The sequence below is a fragment of the Pseudomonas putida genome (genome assembly GCF_050989985.1).
Lineage (GTDB): Bacteria > Pseudomonadota > Gammaproteobacteria > Pseudomonadales > Pseudomonadaceae > Aquipseudomonas > Aquipseudomonas putida_AI.
The window spans coordinates 2,591,784-2,616,620 of the sequence record NZ_CP158815.1 but is presented as its reverse complement, the minus strand read 5'-3'; the positions used below and the strand labels follow the sequence as shown (position 1 = coordinate 2,616,620).

Here is a 24,837-nt window from a genome sequence, read left to right as displayed (position 1 = left end):
TCATTCCTGCACCACGGGAAGCGTGAATTGCACAGTGGCGCCACGGGGCTGGTTGGGGCTTGCCCATAAGCGGCCGCCGTGGGCCTCGACGATCGAGCGACAGATCGACAAGCCCATGCCCAGGCCCGTGGGCTTGGTGGTGTAGAAGGACCGGAACACCTGGTCGGCGTTCTCCGTGGCAAACCCCGGCCCCGAATCGCTGACGCTGACCAGCAGGTAGCCCGCCTCCCCCGGCACCGCGCTGATGTGCAACTGGCGCTCGCCTTCGGGCGTCACGCTCATGGCCTCAAGCGCGTTCATGATCAGGTTGAGCAACACCTGTTGCAGCTCCACACGATCACCGACGATGAGCTGCAAGCCATCGGTGAGCTGCGTCTGCAACACAACGCCGTTCTTCATGATCTGGCCACGGGTGAACTCGATCATTTCGCCAATGGCGACGTTGATGTCCAACGGTCCTTTCTGTGGCGGCGCCTTGCGGATATGCCCACGGATCCGCCCCAACACATCCGCCGCGCGGTTGGCATCCTGAATCAGGCGAGCGAGCACCTGACGCACCTCATCGAGTTCCGGCGGCTGGATGTTCAGCCAGCGCTGCGCGGCATTGGCGTTGAGGATGGCCGCGGCGATCGGCTGGTTGACCTCGTGGGCAATAGACGCCACCAATTGCCCCATGGTGGCGACACGGTTGGCGTGGGCCAACTCGGTCTGCACCTCGCGATACTCACGGTACAACCGGGCGTTTTCCAGCGAGATGGCCGCCTGCGACGCCACCAGCTTGAGCACGGCGATCCGGTTCGGGCTGAACACCCGGGCAGTCAGGTTGTTCTCGAGGTACAGCGCCCCCACCAGCTTGGCCTGGTTCATCAACGGCAGGCAGAGAATCGAGCGGGCGCGCTGCTGGCGCACATAAGGGTCGGCGGCAAACGGTACTTCGGCCATGGCATCGTCCAGGACCACGCTCTCGCGGGTGCGCAGGACATGATAGAGAACCGATTCCGGCAACAGCTGCGTGCTGACCGGCGCATGCCGCAACTGCGTCGCGTCGTCGCCGGTGGTCACCTGCGCCGCTATCCGGTACTCGCCACCCTCGGACAGAATCAACAGGCCCCGTTCGGCACCGGCCTGCTCGATCGCCGTGAACATGACCATATCGATCAGTTTTTCCAGCACGATCTCGCCCGACACAGCCTGGGAAACCTTGAGTACGGTGGCAAGATCCAGGTGCTCGACCGTCGTGGCCATGGTGGTGGTCGGGCCAAGGGTGTGTTCCTCGGTACGCAGCGAGGGATACTTCGCATCGAGCTGGCGTACCTTGCCATCGGCGCCCCAACGCAGATAACCGTAGCGGGCATCCTGCAGGTAGACACGGGCGATCTTGCCAAGGCCTCGTGCGGCGTAGAAACGCGAAGCCAGTTCGTTGGCCAGCGCCTCGATATGGACGAAGCCACTTTGCTGCGCCAGGCTGATGGCCTGCTCGTACTCCCGCTCGGCATCCACCACGCGCCCTTCGACACGGGCGATTTCCGCCGCGACCAGGGCCGCCCTGCTGGCGAAATTCTCCGGGCATTGTTGCGCCCAGCCCTGCAACTGCTGGTGATCGACCGCCATGGCGGCCAGATGCCGGGCATGTTCGCCTTGCCCGGCGCCATCACACCACGCCGCCCGGGCCAGCGCGTCATAGAAGTAGTATTCCGCCTCCTCGAAGAACGACTGGCAAACCCACAGCAACTGCTGTGCCCTCGCGGCGGCTTGCATGGCGGCTTCAGGCTCGCCGGCCATGTAGCGAGCCTGCAGTTTGCGCACCCAGTACAAACACTCGGCCAGCACCAGATCGGGAGTGCTGGCCAAATGCGCTTCAGTGTCGGCTTCGTTGAACTCGCCCTCTTCCAGGCGCCCGAAGGTCGGCGTCAGACCCCGCAGCATGCGGATCTGCACCAATTGCGTGGAGATGAAATCCGTCACCAGGCCGAAGCGTACCCTCTTCGCATAATCCAGGCCCTGCTCGGCCTCGCCCTGCACCTCGGGCAAGGGTTCGCCGGCGAACAGCAGGTCGGCGGTGAGGTTGTTTCCCGAGTAGGCACCATACGGCAGGTCGCCGATCCGGTTAGCCGCCACGAACGAACGGCGCAGCAAGTCCCGGCATTGCGCCACGGGGCGCATCCAGCGCACGGCAAAACACGAGAAGCACAGATAGGTGCTTGCCTCGAACCTTGTCAGCCCGCGTTGCTCGACCAGGTCGCAGCCCAGTTGTCCGAACCGGAACCCCACCTCATGATCGCCGAAGCGTCGGCCGGCCACCCGAAAGGCATTGGCATAGAGCACGCAGGAGGCATCGCAGTTACCCCATTCCAGGCTCATGCTGATGGCCTTGCAGATCGACATGCACGACAGGTTCGTGTCGGACTGCAAGGCGGGGGCGAAGAGTTTGCCCAGCACGTTGACGGTCACCAGGGAGGTGGCGTCCTCCATCAACGGCAGGTCGATGAGGTCTTCGATGGCCCGGTCGCCCAGCAACGCGCCGATGCGGTCATATTCGCGCCGCACGTCTTCGTCGCTCGGGTGCGCCGCCCACTCGATCCCCACGTGCCGCAGGTAGTCGAGACAGACAGCGCACGCGGCATCGCTACGATCCAGCAGCAGATAGACGTCCATTTGCAGGCAGGCAACGCTGGCCCGCTCGATCACGGTCATGACGCGCCGGGACAGTGCGATCAGACGCTCGTCGGCGAGAGCGAGCTGGCCGGTCAGGAACTCGCATTCGGCCCTGTTCAACTCCAGCGCGAAACTCAGCCCATTGCGCCGCGCCCAGCAGTCCTCGCCCAACAGCTGGGCACCGGTGGTGAGGTAAGCGAGCGCCGATGCGTAGGCCGACGAAGCCTTGGCACGCTGGCCGGCGATCAAATTGTACTCGGCCAGCTGTTCCCGCTCGCTCAGCTCGGTGAGCAAAGCGGCGCCGCGATTGAGCTGGCCGACGATTTCAAAGATTGCCTCTTCCAGCCCTTGCGCAGGCGTCTGCGCCGCCAGCAGCCGGCCGATCCGCAAATGGGCCTGGGCCCGCGACTCCCTGGGAATCAGCGAATAGGCGGCCTCATGGATACGGTCGTGAACAAACGCATAGGCACCGTCCAGCCGCTCGACCAGCTCCTGGCGAATGGCCTCCCACAACACCGTGCGCAGCTGCGCCTTCGGCACCTCCATGGCGGTTGCCAGCGCGCCGATTGCGGCGACGTTTCCCAGGCACGCAAGCTGCTGCAATGCATGTTGGGTATCGGCCGGCAAGCGGGTGAGCTTGTCGACCATCAGGTCCACGATGTTGTCGGTGTAGCCCTTGGCATGGATGCGATCGGGGTCCCAGAACCAGCGACTCAGGTGGTGATCAAACGTCAGCAGTTGCTCATCAGCGAGGGCTTGCAGGAACTGGATCACGAAGAATGGATTGCCCGCGGTCTTGTCCAGTACCAACTGCGCCAGGGGCTCCACCCGCGCAATCTCGTCATCGAGCGCCTCGGCGATCAACTGCTCGATGTGCGCCTTGGCCAGCGGCGCCAGGGTAATTTCATCGACCCTGCCGCCGGCCTTGCGAATGGCCTCAATCTTCACCGACAGCGGGTGCCCGGCATCCACCTCGTTACTGCGATAGGCGCCGACGAGCATCAGGTGCCGCGTATCGGAGCTGGTCAATAGATCTTCAAGCAAGTCCAGGGTCGCCGCGTCGAGCCATTGCAGATCGTCAAGAAACAGCGCGAGGGGATGTTCGGCCTGGGCGAAGACACCGATAAAGTGCCGTAGCACCAGCAGGAAGCGGCGCTGCGCCTGTTGCGGATCAAGCGCCGGAACCGGTGGCGGTTCGCCGATGATCAGCTTCAGTTCGGGAATGAGGTCGGTCATCAGCCGCGCATTGGGTTCCAGCGCTTGCTGCAGGGCGTCACGCCAATCCGCCAGTTCCGTGTCGTTCTTGCCCAGCAGCGTGCGCACCAGGCTTTGAAACGCCTGCACCAGGGTCGAATAGGGAATATCGCGGCTGTATTGATCGAACTTGCCGGAAGCGAAGAGTCCGCGCGGCGGTACCAGTACCTTATGCAGCTCATTGACCACCGAGGATTTGCCGATACCGGAATACCCGGTGACCAGCACGAGCTGCGGGGCGCTGCTGGCGATGATCCGGCCGAACGCGGTAACCAGCGTGTCGACTTCACGCTCGCGTCCGTAGAGTTTCTCGGGAATCAGCAGGCGGTCGGAGGCGCCGTGCTCGCTGAGGGTAAAGGCCTTGATCTGCCCTGTCTGTTCCCACTCGGCCTGGCACCTGCGCAGATCATGTTCGACCCCGGCGGCGGTCTGATAGCGCTCCTCGGCCGTCTTGGCGAGCAGTTTCCTGACAATGTCGCAGAGCACCTGGGGAATGCCTTCGACCCTTGAACTTGCTGGCTCCGGCTTTTTCGCAATATGGCAATGGACCCATTCGATAGGGTCGACGGCGGTAAACGGCAAGGTGGCGGTCAACATCTGGTACAGCGTGACGCCGAAGGAATAGAGGTCGCTGCGCGAATCGATCGAGCGATTCATCCGCCCGGTCTGCTCGGGTGCCATGTAGGCCAGTGTGCCGGCGATGGTCTCGGGCGCCTGGCGCTCCCGGGGCAGCTGGGAAGCGAGGCCGAACCCGGTGAGCCTGGCCTGGCCGTCGGCGCAGTTGACCAGGATATGGCTGGGCTTGATGTCTTTGTGGACGAGGCCGCGCTGGTGCAGTTTGCCAATCGCCACCGCGATGCTGATGGCGTGACGCAGGAAAACCGTGGTTGGCATCGGCGCCGTCAGCAGCTGCACCAGTGGCTCGCCACCCGGGTCTTCGAGCACCAGCTGGACGTAGCCATGCTCGCGCACGATCTCAAGCGGTCGAACCGCCCAGTTGCCCTCCAGTTCGTCCTTGAGGGCAAACTCGTGAGTGAGACGGCCAAGGCAGGCCGGAAGCGGCTGTTCGGCGGCAGGCCGGGTCAGCAGGACCGTATTCTCGCCACCGGCACCGGAGCGCAGTTCCCGACAGAAGATGCGCTCACCGTCGTCCCAAAGTATCTGCATGCTGTTATCCATCTGAATTGGAATCAAGCCAGTCAGTTGCGCCACAACACTGTAGCAGGTCAGGGAACAGCGACCCCCGACACCTGATCAATCGCCAAAGATGGCATTGAATGGCGTCGGATACATCAACACTTAGATCTTAGCGACCTATACCTAGATATGATTTTCCCCCATCAGAGACCGCGTATCGTGGGGGGACACCGGCGCAGTAACGAGCAAATTCAATGACGCAAGACACTCAGCAGCGCACTGCACCGAACATTGCAGTTGTGGATGATGACGATTCCGTTCGAGGAGCCCTGGAAAGCCTGTTGCGCTCCAGCGGTTATAAAACCCGAACCTACTGCAGCGCGCTGGAGTTTCTCGCCGCGAACGTTTCGATGCAGACCGATTGCCTGGTTTCCGATATCCAGATGCCGGGAATGAGCGGCCTGGAGATGTTCGAACAGCTCATTGCGACCGGCATTCACATCCCCACGATACTCATCACCGCGTATCCCGCGGCAGCCCCGCCCCTGGGCATCCATCCCGAGCTGATCGCCTGCCTGCCCAAACCCTGCGACGCCGACAAACTGCTCAACTGCATCGAAGCCGCCCTGACCATGCATCACTGAAAACCAACGCCTGGCCTCTACCCTTTGCCGGCCTCGATACCTGGTGGCGAATTTCCCTTGGCGCCGACACCAACAAAACTGTGGGAGCGAGCCTGCTCGCGATGGACTTGAGGACGCCGCGGGGAATCAGGCACACAGCGTCATCGTTTACGACCATCGCGAGCAAAGCTCGCTCCTGCAAATACATTTATTGAGTCTCAGGCAGCCTGCCGGGAAGTCATCAGCGTCCCGATCAGCGCGGCGACGCTCTTCGCACCATAGCAGCGGAATTTAACGCTGCCGGCGCGGGTGTCCAGGCGAACGATTTTGGTGATGAAGCCACCTTCGACGGTGACCTTGCGGATCAGCGACAACGGCAATTCGATATCCAGGGCTCCCGACTGAACGGCGCGGTTCAAGCCATTGGCGCTCAGTCGAATCACACGTGGGGTGATTACCAGCCCCCCGCCAACCCAGAGCCCGCCGTACTGCTCCTTGAAGGCCTCCAGCACATCGGCCAGCACATCCAGGTTGCCCTCTTCGGCTTCAGAGCCGTAATCCAGTTCGGCATCGGCCACCAGAAAATTGACCAGCTTCCACTTCAAAACCTTTTCTTCCATTGCGGCATCTCCCTGATTTGAAAAGCGGCTTATCAACTCACAGGCCAGGCAATGACGCAAGGCGAGTGGCCAGTGGCAAAAACAAAAAAAGCACCCGAGGTGCTTTATTTGTGCCGACTGGATGACTCACGAACGACAACAATTCTGTAGGAGCGAGCCTGCTCGCGATGGACTTGCAGGCGCCGCGGGGAATCAGGCACCCGGCGTCATCGTTCACGACCATCGCGAGCAGGCTCGCTCCTACAATAGTTCGGGTACATCCGCAAAATCAGGTCGGCAGGCAGGACGCCTTCGCGGGCAAGCCACGCTCCCACAGGGGTCGTGTCGTACACAATCATTGTGATCGGCACGAACCCTGTAGGAGCGAGCCTGCTCGCGATGGACTTGAAGACGCCGCGCGGAATCAGGTACCCAGCGTCATCGTTCACGACCATCGCGAGCAGGCTCGCTCCCACAGAGGGGGTGGATCAGCGCTTCAGGTTGGCCCGTGCGCTGTGCAGTTTCTTGTAGCTGTCGATCAGGCGCAGGTGGCGGTCGAGGCCTTCGAGTTTCATGCTGGTCGGCGTCAGGCCGTAGAAGCGTACGCTGCTGTTGACCGAGCCGATCGCAGCGTCCATCCGCTCGTTGCCGAACATCCGGCGGAAGTTGACCTCGTAGTCCGCCAGCTCCAGGTCTTCGTCCAGTTCCATCTCCAGCACCGCATTCACCGCCTGGTAGAACAATCCGCGCTCGACCGTGTTGTCGTTGTATTGCAGGAAGGTTTCCACCGCCTCCTTCGCCTCTTCGAATTGCTGCAAGGCCAGGTAGATCAGCGCCTTCAATTCGAGGATCGTCAACTGGCCCCAGGCGGTGTTGTCATCGAACTCGATGCCGATCAGGGTGGTGATGTCGGTGTAGTCGTCCAGTTCGCTTTCCACCAGACGCTCGACCAGATCCTTCAGCTCGGCCTCGTCCAGGCGATGCAGATTGAGGATATCGGCGCGGAAGAACAGTGCCTTGTTGGTGTTGTCCCAGATCAGGTCATCGACCGGATAGATCTCCGAATAGTCCGGTACCAGGATGCGGCAGGCCGTGGCACCGATGTGCTCGTACACCGCCATGTACACTTCCTTGCCCATGCCCTGGAGGATACCGAACAGCGTCGCGGCTTCCTCGGCATTGGAGTCTTCACCCTGGCTGGTGAAATCCCACTCCACGAACTCGTGGTCGGATTTGGAACTGAAGAAGCGCCACGACACCACACCGCTGGAATCGATGAAGTGCTCGACGAAGTTGTTCGGCTCGGTGACCGCATGACCCTCGAAGGTCGGCTGCGGCAGGTCGTTCAAGCCTTCGAAGCTGCGGCCCTGCAGCAGCTCGGTCAGGCTGCGCTCCAGCGCCACCTCGAAGCTCGGGTGTGCGCCGAACGAGGCGAATACACCGCCGGTGCGCGGGTTCATCAAGGTCACGCACATGACCGGGAATTCGCCGCCCAGCGACGCATCCTTGACCAGCACCGGGAAGCCCTGGGCTTCCAGGCCCTGGATACCGGCGAGAATCCCCGGGTATTTCGCCAGCACGTCGGCCGGCACGTCCGGCAGCGCGAACTCGCCTTCGATGATTTCGCGTTTCACCGCCCGCTCGAAAATCTCCGACAGACACTGCACCTGAGCTTCGGCCAGGGTGTTGCCGGCGCTCATGCCGTTGCTCAAGTACAGGTTTTCGATCAGGTTGGACGGGAAGTACACCACCTCGCCGTCGGACTGGCGCACAAACGGCAGCGAGACAATTCCGCGCTCTTCATTGCCCGAGTTGGTATCGAACAGGTGCGAGCCACGCAGCTCGCCATCGCGGTTGTAGATCTTCAGGCAGTACTCGTCGAGGATCTCCGCCGGCAGCGCGTCTTTGCGCCCGGGCTGGAACCAGCGCTCGTCCGGGTAATGCACGAACGGTGCGTTGGCGATCTCTTCGCCCCAGAACTGGTCGTTGTAGAAGAAGTTGCAGTTGAGCCGCTCGATGAACTCGCCCAGCGCCGAGGCCAGCGCGCTTTCCTTGGTCGAGCCCTTGCCGTTGGTAAAGCACATCGGCGAGTGCGCATCGCGGATATGCAGCGACCACACGTTGGGCACGATATTGCGCCAGGAGGCGATCTCGATCTTCATGCCCAGGTCGGCCAGGATGCCCGACATGTTGGCGATGGTCTGCTCCAGCGGCAGGTCCTTGCCGACAATGTAGGTGCCGCCCTCGGACGTCGAGTTCGGCATCAACAATGCTTGGGCATCGGCGTCGAGGTTTTCCACTTCTTCGATCACGAACTCAGGACCCGCCTGCACCACCTTCTTGACCGTGCAACGATCGATGGAACGCAAAATGCCCTGGCGGTCCTTGTCGCTGATATCGGCCGGCAGCTCGACCTGGATCTTGAAGATCTGGTTGTAGCGGTTTTCCGGATCGACAATGTTGTTCTGCGACAGGCGGATATTGTCGGTGGGGATGTTGCGGGTTTCGCAGTACAACTTCACGAAGTAGGCGGCACACAACGCCGATGAAGCCAGGAAGTAATCGAATGGACCCGGAGCCGAGCCATCGCCTTTGTAGCGAATGGGCTGATCGGCGATCACGGTGAAGTCATCGAACTTGGCTTCAAGTCGAAGGTTGTCGAGAAAGTTGACCTTGATTTCCATGGGGGAATACCAGAATAGCGAGCTAAGCAAAATTGGCCGCCATTATCCGGTTTTTCCGCGGCAAGTCTTGTGCTTTTCCCAGGTCGCCGCCGGCCGGTTCCACACGCGCCCTCCTCCCGGCAGCGGCCTGCGCGGGATCGACCCGCGCAGGGCTGTCATTCTCTGACCGGTCCGTTACTTGCGGATCGCGGTATAGGACTCGCGCAAATCGCTGGCCCAGCCATCGAGCACGACCTTGACGTCATCCGGGGTCAGCACCTGTTTGTCGTTTTCCAGTGACAACCCTGTGCCTTTGCGCACGACTTCGGCCACCACTTCCCCGGTCGCACCGTCCTCGAAGGACACTTCGGTGGCGATTTCACTGTCCTGGTCGCGGATGCCGGTGGCGGTGCTTACGCCGGCCGCGACCAGGGTGACCGGTAGCCATTCATAAAACTTCAGGCCCTGGGTGCTGGTCGCGACCCGGGTAATGGCGGGCCTGACGATCAGGGTGTCGGAATCCGGTTTCGGCGCCAGCGGCAGGATCTTGCCCAGTTCCGCGCGCAGCGCCGCATCGTAGTAGTCGGTGACGCCGGAGAGCGTGCTCAGCGGAATCCGTTCGGTCGGCTCGGGGCCCGGATAGAACTGGCTCGGCGCCAGGTAGACCCGGGTGTAGCGGCCGCGCTTCACGGCGGGGCTGACCCAGCTCAACACGGTCTGGCCCGAGGGTGCCTGGCGCTCCGTCAGCAGGCTGTAGTCGTACAGAAACCCGGTATACATTTCAGGGGTGACTTTCTTGCTGCTGCAGGCCGACAGGCTCAGGGTGGCTGCAAACAGCAGCGACAGCGAGCGAGTACTTCTGATCATGGTGATTCCTTGTAGGGCGGGACGGCCTGCACCGTCAGGCGTGGGCTTGGAATGGGCTGTGCGGGGCATTTTCCGAACACTCGATGCGCATCTGGCCATGGGTCATGATCCAGTGGATGAATTCGGCGGTCGGGATAGAGTGGATGTACTCCACCCAATGGGAATCTTGCGGGCTGTACCGCTCGAAATAGCGGCGCATCACGATCTGGCTCTGATCGCCGGCCAGTCCCAGGCACGTCTCCTGGAACAAAATCGACTTGTCGCCCCCGGGCAATGCAGTACGTTGGGTCAGGATCAAGGGACGGACAGTGTTGTGCTCCCCAGCGGTTTGGCTGCCGTTTGAAACCTTCATGAATACCTCCGTGCAATGGAATGCCCGCAGGTTGCCGCAAGGTTTTTGCCTGAGGATGTCCGCTTGATGTCCGAGCGGAAGGAATGTTGCTCGATTGAAATAAATGACCCCGGCATCGAAATGGTTTTAGATGCGCTCTTTTTTTGGACCCTGGGTGCGGTAATCGTGAGCAGACTGCTGATTGTCGACGACGATGTGGAAATTCTGTCCCTGCTGAAGAAGTTCTTCGTGCAGCACGCCTATGAGGTGGAGGTGGCCCCCCATGGCGAGGCCATGTGGGCGGCGATCGCCCAGAATCGACCGGACACCATCATCCTCGACGTGATGCTGCCCGGTGAAAGCGGCCTGAGCCTGTGCCAGAAAGTGCGAGCGCAGACGGGGATCCCGATCATCATGCTCACGGCCATGGCCGAGCTGAGCGACCGGATTGTCGGCCTGGAACTGGGGGCGGACGACTACCTGACCAAACCCTTCGCCCCCCAGGAATTGCTGGCCCGGGTGCGCGCCCTGCAACGTCGCGCCGGGGAGCAGAAAAGCCCCGTCGGCGAGCCCTCACGGCCCGTCATCAGCTTCGCCGGTTGGCACCTGGATATCACCTGTCGCGAGCTGCGCTCACCCGATAACGTGATGATTCCGTTGTCCGGCGGCGAGTTCGACCTGCTGGTGGTCTTCCTCGAACATCCCCAGCGCATCCTCACCCGCGAGCAACTGATCGACCTGACGCACGGCCAGGGCCATGACGCCTTTGACCGCAGCATCGATGTGCAGGTCAGCCGCTTGCGGCGCAAAATCGAACCGGACAGCAAGCGCCCGGACCTGATCCGTACCGTGCGCAATGGAGGCTATATGTTCACCGCCAAGGTCACCCGCTCGTGATCGCCCGGATGTTCCGGCGCGACACCTTGAGGCGCCGGATTGCCCTGACCATCGTCGCCGCGATGGCGGCCTCGCTGACCCTCAATGCCCTGTTCGTGCAAGTCGCCGGCACCTGGGCCCGCCCGCCCATCGAGCGCACCGGCCTGCTGGAACAGATTGCCGCGGCCACGCGGGTGATCGAGGCCGCACCCGCCGAACTGCGGACGCACCTGGCGAGCACGGCCAGCAACCCCATGCTCGACGTGGCGTGGAGCGCCGATCGCGCCAGGCTCAACCTGCCCGCCGGGGGCGCGCCGGTGGAAACCGGCAAGGTGCCGGTGCTGCATCAATTGCTGGGTGATGATCGGGAGATCGACGTGTTCAACCCCGATGACTGGCCCCGTGGCAGCCCCCAGGCGCATTACGTCGCGCTGGTGCGCCTGGTCGATGGCAGCTGGTTGACCTTCACGCCTCCCGAACGTAGCTGGGGCCTGGACACCAAAGCGCGGATTGCGGTGATCATCGCCCTGGGGCTGATCGCCACCCTGCTGGTTGCCTGGATCGCCACGCGCCAACTGGCCAATCCCCTGCAGCGTTTCGCCAGTGCCGCGCGGCGCTTCGGCGGCGACCTGAGCGCCCCGCCCATCGCCATCGAAGGCCCCCACGAAATACGCCAGGCCATCATCGCCTTCAACACCATGCAGGCGCAGATTCAGCATTTCATCGGCGAACGCACGCACATGCTCGCGTCCATCTCCCATGACCTGCGTGCGCCTTTGACGCGGATGCGCTTGCGCAGCGAATTCATGGAAGACCTGGACCACCAGCGCAAAATGATCCGCGACATCGAAGAGATGCAATCGATGATCAATGCGGCCCTGGCGTTCTTCCGCGAGGACACGCACCTGGAGCAATCCACGGCGTTCGACCTGTCGGAATTGCTGCAAACCATCATCGATGACTTTCGCGATCAGGGCCTCAACATCGACTTCAGCGGCCCTGCACACTGGGTGTATGACGGCCGCCCGCTGGGAATCAAGCGGGTGGTGGTCAACCTGCTGGAAAACGCCGTGAAGTACGGGCTGCGCCCCGGCGCCACGCTCAGATGTGATGACGACTGGGTCTATATCGAAGTCAGCGACGAGGGGCCGGGAATCCCCGAAGACGCGCTGCAACGGGTATTCGATCCGTTCTTCCGCCTGGAGACCTCGCGCAACCGTGACACCGGCGGGGTTGGGCTGGGGCTGTCGGCAGCGCGAGCGATCGTCCGCGAACAGGGCGGCGAGCTGACCTTGAGCAATCGCAGCGCTGGCGGGTTGCTGGCGCGGGTCGAGCTGCCCCGCCACCGATAAGTTTCAGGAAGCAGCTCCCGTTCGTTTGCGTCGTGCCTGCTGTTGTTCCTCCAGCGCCTGGCGAACCAGCGCCCGCGCCGCCCAGGCTGCCGCGCCGAGTGACTCTTCGACACTCGCGCCACCCACATCGCGCACGGCAATCAACGCCTCGGTGCCCATGACGATCGACAGCGCCTGCTTCAGGCGCTTGCGGACACGGGGCGAGAGCACGTCCTTGAGCGAATCGACAATCGGCTCGATGTAGCTCATGCGCCGCCCCGGCCGCAGGGGCGCTTCCTCAGTTTGGTTTTCCAGCCACACCGTCAGGAACGAACGCTCCATCATGTGCAGGCCGACTTCGTCGCCGATCAACAGCTTGTTCAACGCATCCGCCGCCAGCCCAATGCCCTTGACCGGATCGTCTCCCGGTTGCCAGAAGTTCTCCAGCGGCTGCATGTCGCGGTCAGTCGCCGTCTCGCTGATCAACGCCTCCGGCGAGGGAAAGTAGCGATAGGCCGTGGCCCGCGACACCATCGCGCGCTCCGCCACTTCGGCAATCGTCGGGTTCAGCCCCTCCTCGCGCAACGCGGCAGCGGCCTCGATCAGTGCCTGACGGGTTCGATTGCGCTGGTTGGCGCGGCCCTGATGACCGTTCGGGGTCGAGGTGCTTGACTTCGTATTGGCCATGGAATAAATGATACTCCGTCTTATCGTGAGACTCGTGTCTCATAATAGGCACAAGGAAACGCGCCAACAAGTGCTCGCCCACATGAGCCCAACCGCGCGCCAGAAGGACCTCATTTCAATCGTCCAGCCATTGAGCGCGCCTCAGGGCGCATGAGGTGAATGCCATGAATCACAACCCCCGTTCGCAGACCTGGTTTCGGCTCGCTGTCGTCTACTTTGCCATTGGCGTGGGCCTGGGCGTGACGATGGGCGCGTCCGGCGACCACTCACTGTTCGCGGTACATGCCCATGTCAATTTGCTGGGATGGGTGTCGATGGCCCTGTTCGGACTGATGGGCACAGTGCGCCCGTCAATCACCGAAGGCCGCATCGCCGCTGCACAATTCTGGACCTGGAACATCGGCGTGCCGGTGATGCTCGGCGCACTGACCCTGCGCCTCAAGGGCTTCCCCTCCGTCGAGCCGGTGATCGGCATCGCCTCGCTGCTGATTGGTTGCAGTGTGCTGTTGTACGTGTGGCTGGTGTTCGCGCGTATCGGGGTGACGGCCGAGCGTTTGGGGAGCGTGGCGGGGGAATCGCGGGTGTCGTGAGCGGAGTGTCAAACAACATCTTCGGGGCAGTGTATCGATGCGGGGTCAGGCTTTCCCGGCATTGATCGCTGCCCTGCGCTAGTGACGGCGGTCAGCCATGTATCAAGCGGCTGATGCCGAAAAATGGCTGATTTTTCAATCGTCCGAGTCAGTGAGTTGTCGGTCGTCGAGGGATTGGGCTCTGTAGGTCTTGTAGATCTGCTGGACTGCCGGGTTATCGAGGCTTTCGTAGGTGATGCCTTCCTTGTCCAGACCATCCAGACCTCTTATGTCACTAATAGTCTGTGGCCATTCATCACGGCTGGAAATATCGACCATGAACGGTTTCAGATAATTATCGAGATACCCTTTGCTCGGCTCTCGGATCTCCTCGCCGAGTGCCTGCAAGTAATCGTCCTTGTGGGTTTTTGACCAGTCGATGGCAAATCCGGCCCGGTAGCAGAGCTCCATGAAAACCAAGAGAATCGTGCGCCCATTGCCGTCGAGGAACGGGTGTGAAAATGCCAGTTGCCCCATTACTTCGCCGGGCCGGTTTCTAAAGCGTTTCTTGTCCGCTGCCAGCTTGAGTGCATAGTCGACAGACATCTTGATGAGTTCGGGGCGCTCAAAAGCGGTGCTGTGTGGATCTTCGTGTGAACCTTTGAAGACAGCAAGATGAGGTACAAGCTCGTTTCTGTCCTTCCCCGCCCAAGGATAGAAGTCGCAAAACAGGATCTCGTGAATCCTGAGCACGGTTTTGTAATCGATGGGCTTGCTCTTCGCCAAATAAGCCAAAGCATCTTCGATACTCGATTCGAACGAGAGATGCTCTGACTCTTTCACTTCGATGGGATCTTTCAACTGAAGTGAGTTTTGAAGATATCCAGCAGTTTCGAAATCGCCGAATGGATCAAAACTCATGCGCTGCATTTCTCTGAACGTCGCTTCTCCTGAAGGTAGCGTCCTTGCAACACCAGGATCTCAGACTTGCTCAGAACACCTTTTCTCTTGAGATTGACGAGCAACTGTTCGACGCCATCCAACTCGACAGCATCGCCGGCCAGTCGGGTGATGGTAACTGCCAAACGACTCATGCCGTCAGTTTCAGCAGTGACCTTGTGGTCTCTGGCAAGCCTGCGGATTTGGCTTGCAACACTGACGTCGGCTGGTTTTTTCATCGGACAACCCTCTGGTGGCGCTTAAATCATAGCATGGCGGCAAATTCTTAATTCCAAGGGTTCTGGTGCAAAAATGGGGGAGTCCTGCGAAAAACCGCCCCAAGCCTTACAATCGCGCCCATTCATCGCAAAATCAGACAGGCAACAAGGCTATGGCGCTCGACCCTCCCACAATGTTGACAATTTCCGTCGCCCTCGCGGCGGCTGCCGCGCTGTATCTGGCGATCGAGTGGCGCAGCATTCGGGAACCTTCTCTGCTGTGTTTCAGCGCGGGGTTTGCCACGATCACCGTGGGTTCGACCCTCGCGCTGTTGCGCATGAGCGGTCTGTTGTTGATCGGTATCTGGTTCGCCAACGGCCTGCTGGTGCTGGCCCACTGGTTTTTCCTGCTGGGGGTCGCGCGCTTTACCCATGTGCGCCTGGCCCGGGCCTGGTACCTGATTTTCGTGGCCTGGCTGGCGCTGTTGCTGCTGCCGGATGACCCGTCCTGGTCGAAAATCATGCTGGTGGCCAATTCGCTGCTGATCGCCCTGTTGTCGATCAGGGCCAGTTTCCTCCTGCGCCCCCACGGCAAGTCGCTGAGCGTGGGGGCGGTGCAATTGCGTTATGTGCTGATGGCCCACGGTGTTTTCTACATCGCCAAGGCGCTGACGGCGGTGGTTCCGGGCACGCTGATCGATCTGGCTTCCCTGCGCGGCGAGATCATCCAGATTTCGTTGGTCGAGGGGGTGATGGCGATCATGCTGATCGCCCTGTCGATGACCGGCACCGAGCGTTACCGACGTGAGAAAAAGATCGCACACCTGGCGGAACGCGATCCATTGACCACCCTGTACAACCGTCGCGCCCTCGAAGTCCGGGCCCTGCGCCTGCTGGGCGAGGTGTCGGCCGCTCGGCCGGGCGCCCTGCTGCTGATCGATATCGACAATTTCAAACTGGTCAACGACCTCTATGGCCACGCGGCGGGCGATCGCCTGCTAGTCACCTTGAGCGAGATGATTGTTTCGCTGTTGCCGGACAATGCGCTGGCGGCCCGCCTGGGAGGCGACGAATTCGTGATTGTGTTCACTGATGCATCGAATGCGCGAATCGTCGAATTGGGCAGCACATTGCGCGACCGGTTTCATGGCGCGGCCTCACAGGCTTTCGTCACGCCCGAGGCGGTGACCCTGAGCATCGGTGCCCATCTGTTCGACCAGCCGCCTGCCAGCCTGACCGCGATCATCGAGCCAGGCGACGTGGCGCTGTACCAATCCAAGCGCGGGGGTCGCGACAGCATCCGCCTGGTCGACGGCACCCGGACGGGGGCCGAGCCGCTGCGCGTGGATTGATCGGCACGCAGACGCGCGATCCTTGTGGGAGCGAGCTTGCTCGCGATGACGGTGGCACATCCAATATCAATTTGACTGACAGACCGCCATCGCGAGCAAGCTCGCTCCCACATTGGTAATGGGTACACCCGCAAAAAATCAGGTTGGCTGTGTGGCCGCCATCGCGAGCAGGCTCGCTCCCACATTGGTTATGGGTGCACCCGCCAAAGTGAGGTTGGCTGTCTGGCCGTCATCGCTGGCAAGCCGTCCCCGCCGAACGGTCCCAAATGCTGGCAGGGCAACGACTAAGCTAATCAGACAGCCCGCCCCATCACGGCGCGGGCCTCTGGCCAAAGGGGAAACAGGATGCCCGGAAAATCTGTGCGCCCCTGCTCGTCATGGGTCCTGCCCTCTCTGCTCGCCATCAACCTGCTGCTGACCGCCGGATGCGCCGGCAAAACCGCCACGGCTCGCCCATCGGCCTCAAGTGTGGGCGATGCCTGCTATGCCAAGGCCCTGCCGACATCCGGAGAAGGCGGCCTGGCGTGGGGCGCCACCTTGAGCGTGGCGCGCAAGAAATCCATGGACAATTGCATGCGCTATGCCGGCCGCTCCGGCGGCACACCGGACACTTGCCAGGTGGTGTTGGCCCAATGCAAAAAATAAGGCGCACCAACGAAAAAGCGCCCTGGCCTTTCGGCGAGGGCGCTTGCAATCAAGCGATCAATCAGAAGTCTTGCGCGGTCGGGCGCAGGACGATCTCGTTGATGTCCACATCAGCCGGTTGCTCGATCGCGAACGCGATGGCCCGTGCTACCGAAGCGGCCGGAATGGCCTTCTTGTAAAACTCGCCTACTACCTCAGCGCTCGGCTGGTGGCCGCTGCCGAACTTAAGCTCCGATTCCACCGCGCCCGGTTCGATAGTCGTGGTGCGGATGTTGCCGCCGACTTCGTGACGCAGGCCGTCGGAGATGGCGCGCACCGCGAATTTGGTGCCGCTGTAGACCGAACCGCCCGGGCTGAACACCTTGATGCCTGCCACCGACGAGATGTTGATGAAGTGCCCGCTGGCCTGTTTCTCGAACAGTGGCAACGCGGCGGCAATCCCGTACAGCACGCCCTTGACGTTGATGTCGATCATGCGATCCCACTCATCGACGCGCAGCTCGGAGATGGGTGAAATCGCCATCAGGCCTGCGTTGTTGATCATCACATCGACCCGTCCGAAAGCCTCGACAGCCTTGGCGACCAGTGCGGTCAAATCCGCCTGGCGGGTGACATCGATCGGATGGGCAATGGCCTTGCCGCCTTCTGCGGTGATCTCCCGGACGATTGCGTCCAGACGATCCTGGCGACGGGCGCCGAGCACCACATGGGCGCCGAGTTTGGCCAGATGACGTGCGGTTTCTTCGCCCAGACCGCTGCTTGCACCGGTAATGACGACCACTTTGCCTTGAATGTTGTTGCTCATGGTTCAGTACTCCTGGAGAGGCTTGCTTGGGTTGATGGGTTCAGTCTGTACTGGTTTTATTTGCCAGAAAATGGAAGAGTTCGGATTTGAGAATTCCATTTTCTGGAACGGAGTCGACGGCAATGCTCAATCGAATGGAGCTGATCCGGATCTTTTCGGTGGCGGCGCAATGCACCACCTTTCGCGAAGCGGCCACGCGCCTGGGCACCTCGCCGCAAACCGTGACACGGGCCATCAAGGAACTCGAACGCACCTTCGGCGAATTGCTGTTCCACCGCAGCACCCGCCAGGTCCACGTCACCACCTTTGGTGCCGAGCTCGCCTTGCAGGCCCGTGAAACCCTCGAACGGGTGGATCATCTGTTCGTCACCCACAGCAAGCAGCAGGACACAGGCATCGTCGGCCGCGTCGGCATCACGGCACCCCACGCCATCGGCAAGCTGTACCTGACGCAATTCCTCAAGCCACTGATGCAGGAAAATCCGGGGCTGAGCATTGACCTGAGCCTGGATGACCAGATCACTGACGCGGTGGCCAGCAAGATCGACATTGGCGTGCGGGTCGGCGCTGTGCGGGATCGGCGCTTTATCGCCAGGACGGTTGCCGGTGTCGTGCTGAAAATCGTCGCGGCGCCCTCCTTGCTCGACACGGTGGCGCGGCCCGGCACTGTCGAGGAATTGAAGCGCTTGCCGCTTTCAATGCTGATGGACCGCAACAATGGCCGCCCTTGGCCGTGGTTGCTGGCCGAGGGGCAGGTGTTCCTGCCGACGTCTCCCGCCTTCACCTGCGACGACCCGGAAACCGAGCGCGAGATCGTGCTGGCGGGCCTCGCATTCGGGCAGATGCCGAGCTATCTGGCAGAGCCTTACCTGTCTGAAGGGCGACTGGTGGAAGTCATGCAACACGAAGCCCCGGCGCCCTATGAGCTGATCATGTATCGCCCGCAGACCGGACCGGTGCCACCTCGGGTGCGCCTGGTGTACGACCATCTGGTGAAGAGTTTTTCCGACCCGCAGATCTTTCCGCAAAACCGGCCATGAACGCGACGATGGGCGCCGATCAGCACAATTTCCCCCGGCTTTCCCCTCACAAACCCGAATAATGAGCTATACCCGCTAATTCCCCCCATTGCAGTTCTTCGACGCAGGAGTTTGGCAATGAAACCTGGAATCGCGCTCTCGGCGCTAATCATCGGCACAAGCCTGTTCGGTTGCGCCACCTCTTCGTCAGACCATGGCGTGAACGTTCCCCTGACGGCCACCCGCAATAACGCCGGTCAAATTGGCAATGTCACCCTGACTGACCTGGGCCAGAAAACCGGCCTCAGCTTCTTCATCAGCGGTGTTCCAAATGGCGCCGTCCTGCCTTTGCGGGTGCAGTCCTTCATCTACAAAGGCAGTTGCCAGCAACCCGGTGCCGTCGCCTATGCCATGAATGATCAGGTCAATACCGAACGCCAACCCGTCAAAGGCTGGACGCTCTCGCGAATCGCTCCGGTGGCCAGATCCGAGCTGCTGTCCGGCGGCTATTCAGTGGTGGTGCGCAGTACTGCGGACAGCGGCAACCAGGATCTGTTTTGCGGGGATATCAAGCAGGCAAATCCGGTGAAATAGCCGAAGACTTTTCCTTGAAGGCAGTCTCTTGAAAACAGGAGCTCGACCATGAAAACCATTGCTGGCTGGCTGACGATTTCGTTGTTTTCCCTGGTGCTTGGCGGGTGCATGGCGGTCGATGCCGGGAGCGGCGGCGCCGGTGAAATGGAGATTCGTTCGGGGAAAATCGAGCAGATCACCCAGACGCAAATGCAGACCAACCACGATAGCGGTGTCGGCGCCATCCTCGGCGGTCTCGGGGGTGTCGGTCTGGGCAGCCTGATCGGTCGCGGCACCGGTCGCGACGTGGCCATGCTCGCCGGTGCCCTGGCGGGCGCAGCGGGCGGCAACTACGCGGAGAAAAAGGCCTATGACCAGCCCAAGGATGCCCAGCAAATCATCGTGCGCACCAAGAGCGGCGTACTGGTATCGGTGACCCAGCCGACCAATCCGGCCTTGACCAAGGGCATGGCGGTGTATGTCGAAGGCGCCGGCAGCGAAGCGCGGGTGGTGCCGCAGAGCTGACGGGTGAACCACTGTGGGAGCGAGCCTGCTCGATGGTCGCCAACGATGACGCGGGATGCCTGACACCCCGCGCCGTTCTCGGGTCCATCGCGAGCAGGCTCGCTCCTACAAAATACGTAAACGCTGCCCCCCTGTAGGAGCGAGCATGCTCGCGATGGTCGCCAACGATGACGCGGGAAACCTGACACCCTGCGGTGTTCTCAGGTTCATCGCGAGCAGGCTCGCTCCTACAAGTTACACCGGTGAAATCGTCGCCAGCACGCCGATCAAAATAGTCACCAGCAGAAAGCCACCCAGAAAAATCGCCATCTTGCCCATAAGGCCCCCTACACATTGAGTTTTGCGGTGCACCGCAACCCTGGCTGCGGAACGTGCCGTTATTGTGCGGCGCTAACTGAGTGCATTACAGATGCAGAAAGCGCTGGAAAATACGGATCAGATGGGAATCGTGTATGAAAAAGCCCGCTGACGATCAAGCGTTCAGCGGGCTTGCTGTTACCCATGACGTTGCATCAACGCCCTCGCCTACCCTTGCGGATCGACCTGATCCAGCACCCGGTTCACCGACAACTCCGCAAGCGCGATCATCTGCTGAATCCCCAGGGCCAGATTGCATTTGGGGCCTTCGAGGATAAACGCCAGCTCACTTGCCATGACACTGGCCGAGGCCAGGGTTTCGCAAGCGTGAACCAGGAGGGTTTCGTTGTTGACGTCGGGGGCGATGGCAAAGATGGGGTTGGGGCGGCGCTCGGCCATGGCTGGCTTGGGCGGAGGGGTTAGCGGATCGGTTTCGGTGCTGTCGTTCGCGTCCGGGGGATTCGGGGTGACCTTGAACATTGTGAAGCTCCTTCTGTGAAGTGAGCATCTCCCCGTCCGCTACCACGCTAAATAGGGAGACGACTGTACACGGGGTGGTAGACCGGTCACAGAGGAACCCGGCAGGCCGAAGCCTCCCATGCACAGCCGCCACAAAGCAGCCAGCAAAAAAACGCCCTGCGGCGTTCTGGGTCTGTGAAAAAGCCGGGCTACCACACCCGATCGCTGAATTGGCAGCGACGCCGCGAAGGTTAACGAGAGGGCCTGGCAAGCGCAAGTCCGGAGGGTGCGCGTTATCGTTGACGTCCATCGCGAGCAGGCTCGCTCCTACAAGGGATTGGGTACATCCGCGACAGACAGGTCGGCTGTCAGGCCGCCTTCGCTGGCAAGCCAGCTCCCACAGGTACCGGCGAGCTCATGAAAACCCATATAAAACAAAAAAGCCCGCCAACCGTCACCGGTTCAGCGGGCTTTCTTTTCTGCGGTTCAATCAGCCCCACCGCATTGGCAGGACAACCGAATTACAGCGCCATATCAGTCGCTGCATTCTCTTTCACAGGCTTGGCTTTTTCCGCTTCAGCAGCCGGAGCCGGAGCCGCCTGACCGATCACCGGAGGCGTCGGCAGTTCCAGCACCTTGGCGGTGTAGGCCCACTCCTCGGCCACTTTGGCCGGGTCGTTGTTCAGCTGGGTGCCGTAGCTCGGGACGATCTTGTGCAGTTTTTCCTGCCAGTCAGGGGTCGCGACCTTGTCCTTGAACACCTTCTGGATCACCGACAGCATGATCGGCGCAGCGGTCGAGGCACCTGGCGATGCGCCCAGCAGACCGGCAATCGAACCGTCGGCGGAAGCGACGATTTCGGTGCCCAGTTTCAACACGCCACCGGCGGCTTCGTCACGCTTGATGATCTGCACGCGCTGGCCCGCTTGCCACAGGCGCCAGTCTTCGGCCTTGGCGTTCGGGAAGTATTCCTTCAGGGCGTTGAGGCGGTCTTCATCCGACAGCATCAGTTGGCCGGCCAGGTACTCCACCAGCGGGTATTCCTTGATGCCCACGCGGGTCATCGGCCACACGTTGTGCGTAGTGGTGGTGGTCAGCAGGTCCAGGTACGAACCTTCTTTCAGGAACTTGGTGCTGAAGGTCGCGAATGGGCCAAACAGGATCACGCGCTTGCCATCGAGCACGCGGGTGTCCAGGTGTGGAACCGACATCGGCGGTGCGCCGACGGAGGCTTTGCCGTAGGCCTTGGCCAGGTGTTGCTCGGCGATGGCCGGGTTATCGGTCACCAGGAACGAGCCGCCCACCGGGAAGCCGGCGTATTCGCGGGCTTCAGGGATACCCGACTTCTGCAGCAGGTGCAGGGCACCGCCGCCGGCGCCGATGAACACGAACTTGGCGTCGGTTTCGGACTTGCTGCCGTCCTTGAGGTTTTTGTAGCTGACGCGCCAGGTGCCGTCTTCGTTCTTGGTGATGTCCTGTACTTCAGTGGACAGCTTCAGGTCGAATTTCGGCGTGGTTTGCAGGTGTGCAACGAACTGGCGGGTGATTTCGCCGAAGTTCATGTCGGTACCCAGGGGGCTCCAGGTGGCCGCGACTTTCTGGTTCGGGTCACGCCCTTCCATCATCAGCGGGACCCACTTCTTGATCACAGCCGGGTCTTCGGAGTACTGCATGCCGGCGAACAGCGGGCTCGCCTGCAGGGCTTCGTAGCGCTTTTTCAGGAACTTGATGTTGTCATCGCCCCACACGAAGCTCATGTGCGGCGTGGTGTTGATGAACGAACGCGGGTTTTTCAGCACGCCCTGCTGAACCTGCCAGGCCCAGAATTGGCGGGAAACCTGGAAGGCTTCGTTGATTTCAACGGCCTTGGGGATCGAGACCTTGCCGTTTTCGTCTTCCGGCGTGTAGTTCAGTTCGGCCAGGGCAGAGTGACCGGTACCGGCGTTGTTCCAGCCGTTGGAGCTTTCCAGGGCGACGCCGTCCAGACGCTCGATCATTTCCATCGAGGTGCCGGGTTCCAGCTCGTTGAGCCACACACCCAGGGTTGCGCTCATGATGCCGCCGCCAACCAGCAACACATCGACTTTCTTGGCTTCTGCGGCCTGGGCTGTCGTCATCCCCAACGACAGAGCCAGCCCCAGCAGGGCCGTGTTCACTTTCTTAAACATCTGTAACACCTTTGATAAAACGTCATCCGCCCTTTTGATCCTTACCCCACAGGCCCCGTGGTTCACGGCATTCAGGCAAATGTCGTGGGTGCCTGGTCATAAGTTTCGCAGGGTGGGCACACAAGGCCGACGAACTGCATCGACCCCAGTTATATGTCCCTACTGAACTGACTTTTTATCTTTTTTGGCTTCAGCTACTTGAGCGACAGTGATTCTGTTCGCCCGCCGCGAAGGCAGGAAAACCGAATAGGTCAAACCAAGTTGTTGCGAAGAATATCACGACACGGCAAACCCGCGCGTCTGTTGATGACTGGATGGTCCGGCCAGCCGCGCCCGGCCTTCTATACTCAAGCGGGTCTTTTTGAAGAGCGTGTGAGGTGAAGCCATGAGCGACAAAGACGATCTGCGCAAGTATTCCTCCGAAGTGGTCGATGGCATCGAAGCCGCACCTGCCCGATCCATGCTGCGCGCCGTGGGCTTTACCGACGAGGACTTCAAGAAGCCGCAGATCGGCATAGCCTCCACCTGGGCGATGGTCACGCCGTGCAACATGCACATCGACAAGCTGGCGCTCGAAGCCGAAAAAGGCGCCAACGCCGCCGGGGCCAAAGGGGTGATTTTCAACACCATCACCATTTCCGACGGCATCGCCAACGGCACAGAAGGCATGAAATATTCCCTGGTGTCCCGCGAAGTGATCGCCGATTCCATCGAGACGGTTACCGGTTGCGAGGGCTTTGACGGGCTGGTGACCGTGGGCGGCTGCGACAAGAACATGCCGGGCTGCCTGATCGGCATGGCGCGGCTCAATCGGCCGTCGATCTTCGTTTATGGCGGCACCATCCGCCCGGGCGCCGGCCACACCGACATCATTTCCGTGTTCGAAGCCGTGGGCCAGCATGCCCGCGGTGACATCAACGCCATCCAGGTCAAGCAGATCGAGGAAGTGGCGATCCCCGGCCCCGGTTCCTGCGGCGGCATGTACACCGCCAATACCATGGCCTCGGCCATCGAAGCGCTGGGCATGAGCCTGCCAGGCTCCAGCTCCCAGGATGCCGTGGGCAGCGACAAGGCCTCGGACAGTTTCCGCGCCGGGCAACAGGTGATGGAACTGCTCAAGCTCGACCTCAAGCCCCGGGACATCATGACCCGCCAGGCGTTCGAAAACGCCATTCGCGTGGTGATCGCCCTCGCCGGCTCCACCAACGCGGTGTTGCACCTGCTGGCCATGGCCCATGCGGTGGATGTCGAACTGAGCCTGGATGACTTCGTCGAACTGGGGAAAATCTCCCCGGTGGTGGCCGACCTGCGCCCCAGCGGCAAATACATGATGAGCGAGCTGGTCGCCATCGGCGGCATCCAGCCGCTGATGAAGCGCATGCTCGCCGCCGGAATGCTGCACGGCGATGTCATGACCGTCACCGGCAAGACCCTCGCCGAAAACCTCGAGGATGTCGCCGATTACCCGGATGGCCAGGACGTGATCCTGCCCTTCGACCGACCGATCAAAAAGGATTCGCACCTGGTGATCCTGCGCGGCAACCTCTCGCCCACCGGCGCGGTGGCCAAGATCACCGGCAAGGAGGGCTTGCGCTTTGAAGGCAAGGCGCGGGTCTACCACGGTGAAGAAGGCGCACTGGCCGGCATTCTCAACGGCGAAGTGCAGGCCGGCGAAGTGATCGTGATTCGCTACGAAGGGCCCAAGGGTGGGCCGGGCATGCGCGAAATGCTCTCCCCCACGTCGGCGGTGATGGGCAAGGGCCTGGGCAAGGATGTGGCGCTGATCACCGATGGGCGTTTTTCCGGCGGCTCCCACGGTTTCGTGGTGGGGCATATCACCCCGGAAGCCTTTGAGGGCGGGCCGATTGCGCTGATCGAAAACGGCGACAAAATCACCATCGACGCCGAAACCCGGCAGATCACTGTGGATGTGTCCGATGCCGAACTGGCCAGGCGCAAGGCCCGCTGGGTAAGGCCGCCGTTGAAGTACAAACGCGGGGTGCTGGCGAAATATGCGAAGACGGTGTCCAGTGCTTCAGAGGGGGCTGTGACCGACAAGTATCTTTGACCGGTCATTTTGCGGCGTCTGGTCTGGCGCCATCGCGAGCAGGCTCGCTCCCACATGGGTTCTGTTGTGAACACAGTATTTGTGAACACTGAAGATCCCCTGTAGGAGCGAGCCTGC

21 protein-coding genes are annotated in these 24,837 nt (G+C 61.3%); 10 read left to right on the top strand and 11 right to left on the bottom strand.

The features are described from left to right. Positions 1-5,076 (bottom strand): trifunctional serine/threonine-protein kinase/ATP-binding protein/sensor histidine kinase, encoded by a 5,076-nt coding sequence (locus ABTV29_RS12180; RefSeq protein WP_433770510.1) that lies wholly within the window; start codon positions 5,074-5,076, stop codon positions 1-3. Between the two features lie 224 nt (positions 5,077-5,300). Between ABTV29_RS12180 and ABTV29_RS12175 the strand changes: the two genes are divergently transcribed. After that, positions 5,301-5,690: a response regulator transcription factor gene (locus ABTV29_RS12175; RefSeq protein ID WP_433770508.1), complete on the top strand. Its 390-nt coding sequence runs from the start codon at positions 5,301-5,303 to the stop codon at positions 5,688-5,690. 197 nt (positions 5,691-5,887) lie between these two features. Here ABTV29_RS12175 and ABTV29_RS12170 read toward each other — a convergent pair whose 3' ends face one another. The 4 genes from ABTV29_RS12170 to ABTV29_RS12155 form a co-directional block, all read right to left on the bottom strand. Then, on the bottom strand, positions 5,888-6,289 hold the full coding sequence (locus tag ABTV29_RS12170) for a hypothetical protein (protein WP_433770506.1): 402 nt from the start codon (positions 6,287-6,289) through the stop codon (positions 5,888-5,890). Positions 6,290-6,756: 467 nt separating this feature from the next. Then, entirely contained in the window at positions 6,757-8,952 is a 2,196-nt protein-coding gene (locus tag ABTV29_RS12165; protein ID WP_433770504.1) for an OsmC domain/YcaO domain-containing protein, read from the bottom strand. Between the two features lie 174 nt (positions 8,953-9,126). Beyond that, positions 9,127-9,795 carry a DUF3313 domain-containing protein gene (locus ABTV29_RS12160; RefSeq protein WP_433771851.1) on the bottom strand — a complete coding sequence of 223 codons (669 nt, stop codon included), beginning with the start codon at positions 9,793-9,795 and terminating at the stop codon, positions 9,127-9,129. A 37-nt stretch (positions 9,796-9,832) separates the two neighbouring features. After that, positions 9,833-10,150, bottom strand: coding sequence for a hypothetical protein (locus ABTV29_RS12155; RefSeq protein ID WP_433770502.1), 318 nt, complete (start codon positions 10,148-10,150; stop codon positions 9,833-9,835). Positions 10,151-10,270: 120 nt separating this feature from the next. On the opposite strand from ABTV29_RS12155, the gene ABTV29_RS12150 reads away from it, so the two are divergent. Together ABTV29_RS12150 and ABTV29_RS12145 are read left to right on the top strand one after the other, a co-directional pair. Beyond that, complete coding sequence (locus ABTV29_RS12150; protein ID WP_433770500.1) at positions 10,271-11,026, top strand: response regulator; 756 nt, start codon at positions 10,271-10,273, stop codon at positions 11,024-11,026. Beyond that, entirely contained in the window at positions 11,023-12,357 is a 1,335-nt protein-coding gene (locus ABTV29_RS12145; RefSeq protein ID WP_433770498.1) for an ATP-binding protein, read from the top strand. Before ABTV29_RS12150 ends, ABTV29_RS12145 begins: the two co-directional genes overlap by 4 nt. A gap of 3 nt (positions 12,358-12,360) precedes the next feature. Here ABTV29_RS12145 and ABTV29_RS12140 read toward each other — a convergent pair whose 3' ends face one another. Continuing rightward, positions 12,361-13,023 (bottom strand): TetR/AcrR family transcriptional regulator, encoded by a 663-nt coding sequence (locus tag ABTV29_RS12140; protein WP_433770496.1) that lies wholly within the window; start codon positions 13,021-13,023, stop codon positions 12,361-12,363. A 164-nt stretch (positions 13,024-13,187) separates the two neighbouring features. On the opposite strand from ABTV29_RS12140, the gene ABTV29_RS12135 reads away from it, so the two are divergent. Next, positions 13,188-13,613: a hypothetical protein gene (locus ABTV29_RS12135; RefSeq protein ID WP_433770494.1), complete on the top strand. Its 426-nt coding sequence runs from the start codon at positions 13,188-13,190 to the stop codon at positions 13,611-13,613. A gap of 135 nt (positions 13,614-13,748) precedes the next feature. Here the strand turns inward: ABTV29_RS12135 and ABTV29_RS12130 are convergent, their stop codons facing one another. Both ABTV29_RS12130 and ABTV29_RS12125 read right to left on the bottom strand, forming a co-directional pair. Beyond that, positions 13,749-14,513, bottom strand: a complete 765-nt coding sequence (locus ABTV29_RS12130; protein ID WP_433770492.1) for a Fic/DOC family protein — start codon at positions 14,511-14,513, stop codon at positions 13,749-13,751. Continuing rightward, entirely contained in the window at positions 14,510-14,770 is a 261-nt protein-coding gene (locus tag ABTV29_RS12125; protein ID WP_433770490.1) for a hypothetical protein, read from the bottom strand. Before ABTV29_RS12125 ends, ABTV29_RS12130 begins: the two co-directional genes overlap by 4 nt. A gap of 152 nt (positions 14,771-14,922) precedes the next feature. Between ABTV29_RS12125 and ABTV29_RS12120 the strand changes: the two genes are divergently transcribed. Continuing rightward, a complete protein-coding gene (locus ABTV29_RS12120; RefSeq protein ID WP_433770488.1) occupies positions 14,923-16,101 on the top strand; it encodes a GGDEF domain-containing protein in 1,179 nt (392 codons plus the stop codon). Positions 16,102-16,446: 345 nt separating this feature from the next. Continuing rightward, positions 16,447-16,746 (top strand): hypothetical protein, encoded by a 300-nt coding sequence (locus tag ABTV29_RS12115; RefSeq protein ID WP_433770486.1) that lies wholly within the window; start codon positions 16,447-16,449, stop codon positions 16,744-16,746. A gap of 61 nt (positions 16,747-16,807) precedes the next feature. Here ABTV29_RS12115 and ABTV29_RS12110 read toward each other — a convergent pair whose 3' ends face one another. Next, positions 16,808-17,551, bottom strand: a complete 744-nt coding sequence (locus tag ABTV29_RS12110) for an SDR family oxidoreductase (protein ID WP_433770484.1) — start codon at positions 17,549-17,551, stop codon at positions 16,808-16,810. Positions 17,552-17,673: 122 nt separating this feature from the next. On the opposite strand from ABTV29_RS12110, the gene ABTV29_RS12105 reads away from it, so the two are divergent. The 3 genes from ABTV29_RS12105 to ABTV29_RS12095 all read left to right on the top strand — a co-directional run bounded on the left by ABTV29_RS12105 (position 17,674) and on the right by ABTV29_RS12095 (position 19,668). Beyond that, positions 17,674-18,591, top strand: coding sequence for a LysR family transcriptional regulator (locus ABTV29_RS12105; RefSeq protein WP_433770482.1), 918 nt, complete (start codon positions 17,674-17,676; stop codon positions 18,589-18,591). 117 nt (positions 18,592-18,708) lie between these two features. After that, the gene (locus ABTV29_RS12100; RefSeq protein WP_433770481.1) at positions 18,709-19,164 is read left to right on the top strand and encodes a hypothetical protein; all 456 of its coding nucleotides are present in this window, start codon (positions 18,709-18,711) and stop codon (positions 19,162-19,164) included. 48 nt (positions 19,165-19,212) lie between these two features. After that, complete coding sequence (locus tag ABTV29_RS12095) at positions 19,213-19,668, top strand: glycine zipper 2TM domain-containing protein (RefSeq protein WP_433770479.1); 456 nt, start codon at positions 19,213-19,215, stop codon at positions 19,666-19,668. 525 nt (positions 19,669-20,193) lie between these two features. Here ABTV29_RS12095 and ABTV29_RS12090 read toward each other — a convergent pair. Continuing rightward, positions 20,194-20,505, bottom strand: coding sequence for a DUF6124 family protein (locus ABTV29_RS12090; RefSeq protein WP_433770477.1), 312 nt, complete (start codon positions 20,503-20,505; stop codon positions 20,194-20,196). A 500-nt stretch (positions 20,506-21,005) separates the two neighbouring features. After that, the gene (gene mqo / locus ABTV29_RS12085; RefSeq protein ID WP_433770475.1) at positions 21,006-22,652 is read right to left on the bottom strand and encodes a malate dehydrogenase (quinone); all 1,647 of its coding nucleotides are present in this window, start codon (positions 22,650-22,652) and stop codon (positions 21,006-21,008) included. A 385-nt stretch (positions 22,653-23,037) separates the two neighbouring features. Between mqo and ilvD the strand changes: the two genes are divergently transcribed. Continuing rightward, positions 23,038-24,720, top strand: a complete 1,683-nt coding sequence (gene ilvD, locus ABTV29_RS12080; RefSeq protein WP_433770472.1) for a dihydroxy-acid dehydratase — start codon at positions 23,038-23,040, stop codon at positions 24,718-24,720. The last annotated feature ends 117 nt before the right edge of the window (positions 24,721-24,837 follow it).